Origin of the sequence: Loktanella sp. DSM 29012 (assembly GCF_900110705.1) — a bacterium.
GTDB lineage: Bacteria > Pseudomonadota > Alphaproteobacteria > Rhodobacterales > Rhodobacteraceae > Loktanella > Loktanella gaetbuli.
Genome location: NZ_FOEJ01000019.1, coordinates 1 through 3,971, shown reverse-complemented (window position 1 = coordinate 3,971; position 3,971 = coordinate 1). Strand labels below are relative to the sequence as shown.

Annotated in this window: 1 pseudogene; it reads right to left on the bottom strand. The window is 66.1% G+C overall.

The window, feature by feature from the left end:
* Positions 1 to 3,971, bottom strand: a pseudogene (locus BMX27_RS16655) (hypothetical protein); the annotation flags it as partial.

Sequence of the window (3,971 nt, the reverse complement as noted above, 5' to 3'; positions counted from 1 at the left end):
ACGCGGGTGTCGCCCGGGGCCAGCGGTGTGCCCGCAACGGCCGGATCGGCCAGCACAGGGACGACACCCGTGATCGCCGTGCCGTCAAGCCGCGTGAACGTATCCGTCAGAACAGGATCGCTCAGCGTGACATTGCCAAGGTTGACCGCCGTCAGCGTAAACACCAGCGTGTCGTCCACAGCCGTACCGCCCTGCGTCAGAACCTTCTCAAGCTCCAGCGCCGGAACAGGCGCAATCAACAGCTCCGTCGGATCGTCAACCGTGTTCCCGTCCGTGTCGTTGCCGTCGTCGGAGACGTCAACAACCGGAGCGCCCGCGCGGTCGATCGCCTGGCCCAGCACCGTGTTGCGCAACCCGCCCGCGTCAACATCTGCCTGCGTCAGCACGTGGTCCAGCGTCCAGACACGGGTCTCGCCCGGTCCCAGCGGCAGGCCCGCCTCGGCGGGGTTCACCAGCACGGGGGTGTCGTCGTCGATCACCGTGCCATCCGCCCGCGTAAATGTATCGTCCAGCGCCAGATCACGCAGCGTGACGTCACCGCTGTTGCGCAAGCTGATGCGGAAGGTCACCGTCTCGCCCACAGTCGTGGTCGTCCGGGTCAGCGTTTTGGTCGTGTCCAGTGTCGCGCTGCGCGGGCCACTTGGCACGCTGACGTCGTCGCTGGTGTCCACGGCACCGCCGCGCGCATCCAGACCCGTCACGAAGGCCGTGTTCTCAATCGTGCCCGCGTCGACGTCCGCCTGGGTCACCAGCCGCGAGATCGCACAGCTGGCGTCAGTCGCACCCGGTGCCAGGCTGGCGACACGGCAGACGTAGTCCGGGTCGATCAGCGGGTCGGTCAGCTCCAGATCGGTCAGCGTTACATTGCCGTTGTTGGTCACGATCAGGTCAAACCCGATGGTGCTGCCCACCGCGCCAAAGGTCGCAACCGTGGCGCGCTTTTCCAGCTGCAGGTCGTTGGCGACCGCTGGCATCTGCGTAACGAGTGTATCGGTCGCCCTGCGTGCGGCCCCCTGCGGCGACAGCGCCGAGACATCGGCGGTGTTGCTCAGCGTGCCGCGATCCACATCCGCCTGCGTGACGGTATAGGTGTCCGAACAGACCAGCTGCGCCTGCGGTTCCAGCACGGCCTGCGAACAGACCAAGTCTGGCAGCAGCGGATCGGTGCCGCTGACAGATCGTAGCCGCTGGTTGCCGGTGTTGGTAATCGTCAGCGTATAGGTCAGCTCTTGGTCCACCGCCGCGACCGGCAGCGTGGCCACGCTCTTGGCCAGCGTGATCGCCGAGACCGCATCCACGGGCGAGACAATCGCCGACGGGTCTGACGTCACAAAGGACGTCGTTCCTTGGGCATTGTACTGCGTGGTCGCCACAGCCTCGTTCGGGATCGCGCCTGCGTCCAGATCGTCCTGCGTCACCACATAGGTGTCAAAGCATTCCACAAACTCACCGGGGGCAAAGTCGTCCTGACCTGCCGCAAAACAAACCAGCGGACCGTCCAGTCGCACGTCGTTCACAACGACATCGCGCACGAACGACACCGTGCCCGTGTTCTCGACCAGGAACCGGTAGGTCAGCGTGTCGCCTACCTCGTCGATCAGCAGGTTCGTATCCGCGCTGTTGTCGGGGTTCGTCACCGCAAACAGCGACTTTGTAATCCCCAGCGATGGCACGCCGCCCTGCGGCACCGTCACGCTGTCGGTCGCGCCGCGCAGCCCGCCCGCGGTCGCGGTCGCCACGTTGGTGATCGCGCCCAGATCCACGTCGCTTAGGGTCACCGTATACGACGCGGTACAGGTCACGTCAGCGCCGGGGGCCAAACCGTTTGGCAGGATCGGACAACTGACGTTGGACACAAGGTTGTCGTCCACATCGATCGTATCGGTGATCGTCGTATTGCCGGTGTTCGTCACCAGGAACGTGTAGTTCACCACCGCGCCGTTGCGGAAATAGACCGGGTCGATCCCGGGATAGGTCACGCCCTCAAAGGTGATCGACACCGCGTTCTTGACCGTGTCCAGCGCAGGGGTCTGCTGCGCGGGCACCGTTACGCTATCGGGCGCACTGGCCGTCGCACCGCTTTGTGCGGTGGCAGTGTTCGTCACGCCGCCTGCGTCGATGTCGGCCTGCGTCACCTGATAGATACCGGTACAGGACAGCGCGCCGCCGGGGGCCAGAGGTCCCGCCTCACAGGTGATCGCATCGCCCGCCGCCGCCAGCAGCGGGTCGTTGATCGTGACCGGATCGGTCAGCGTCACGTTGCCCGTGTTCACCACGTCAAACCGGAACGTCAGCGGATCATCAACGGCTGCGAACACCGGACCGCCGTCCGCCAGCACCTTGTCCACCGACAGCGCGGGCAGCTGTGGCAACACCAGCACGGTCGGATCATCGGCCGGATTGCCGTCGCCCGCGTCCGCGTCGCGCGTCTGTGCGCTGACCGGCGCGCCCACGAACGGCACCGCCGTCGCAACCGCGATATTGCTGATCCCGCCTGCGTCGATATCGGCCTGCGTTAGCACATAGCTCGCGCGCCACACGGCGGTTTCCCCCACCAGCAGCGTGCCCGCAGGCGATCCCTGATCGCTGGATCGCAGCACCGGACCCGTGGTCAGGGCCAGCACCGTGCCATCCGCACGGGTCAGCGTATCGCTGGCGATCTGCGCGTCGCGCAGGGTCACATTGCCCGTGTTCGTCACCCGGATGTCAAAGATCACTGTCTCGCCCACCGCAACCGGACCTGCGACGATGACCTTGTCCGCGGACAATGCGGGGGCCGTGTCAATCCGCATCTCGGTCGGGTCGTTCTGGTCGTTGCCGTCGCCGTCGTTGCCGTCGTCGGACAGATCCGTGACCGGGGTGCCGTCAGGGGCCGTCGCACTAGCCGCGACGCTGTTGCTGATCCCGCCCGCATCAATATCGGTCTGCGTCAGCACGTAGCTGACCGTGTAGACATTGGTGCCGCCCACGCCCAGCACCGTCGCAGAGGCACCGGATTCCAGCATTGGATCGGGGGCCGTGCGCGGGTTGCCCGCAAGGTCTGTCAGCGTATCCACAAGCCCAAAGCCGCGCAGAGTCACATTGCCGAGGTTGGCCGCCGTGATCTCAAAGATCACCGTCTCGCCCACCGCAGACCCGCTTTGGCGGACCACCTTGGTGACCTCAAGTTGCGGGTCCGGCGCGATGGCCAGCTCTGTGGGATCGTTCAGCACGTTGCCGTCGCCGTCGTTGCCGTCGTCGGACACATCGCTGACCGGATCACCCGCAGGGCTGGTGGCCGCAACCGTCGCCGTGTTGCGCAGGCCGCCCGCGTCCACATCCGCTTGCTCCAGCACATGGCTCAGCGTCCAGACCCGCGTCCCGCCAGGCAGCAGCGGCGCATTTGCAAGCGTCGGATCGGCCAGCACCGGCGTGCCGGGGATCACCGTGCCATCGGCCCGCGTGAACGTATCCGACAGCGTGACGTTACGCAGGCTCAGCGTGCCCGTGTTCTCGGCCGTCAGGGTAAAGACCACCGTGTCGCCCACAGCCGCACCCGCCGTCGTCAACCGCTTGACCAGGTCCAGACCCGTGGTGCCAGCGATCGGCAGCTCCGTCGGATCGTCAATCGTGTTCCCGTCCGCATCATTGCCGTCGTCAGACACGTCGCTGACCGGATCGCCCGCAGGCGTCACCGTCGCAACCGTCGCGCTGTTCGACAGCCCGCCTGCGTCGATGTCCGCCTGTGTCAGCACATGCGTCAGACGCCAGACGCGGCTCGCACCAGGGGCCAGCGGATCGTCCGCAGCACCGCCGCTCACCAGAACCGGCGTCGCATTCGGCACCACGGTTCCGTCTGCCCGCGTAAAGCTATCCGTCAGCGCCGCATCGAACAGAGTGACGTTGCCGGTGTTCGTTGCGGTGATCTCGAAGATGACGGTGTCGCCGACGGCGGTGGCGGTCTGGGTGATGACCTTGGTCACGTCCAGCGC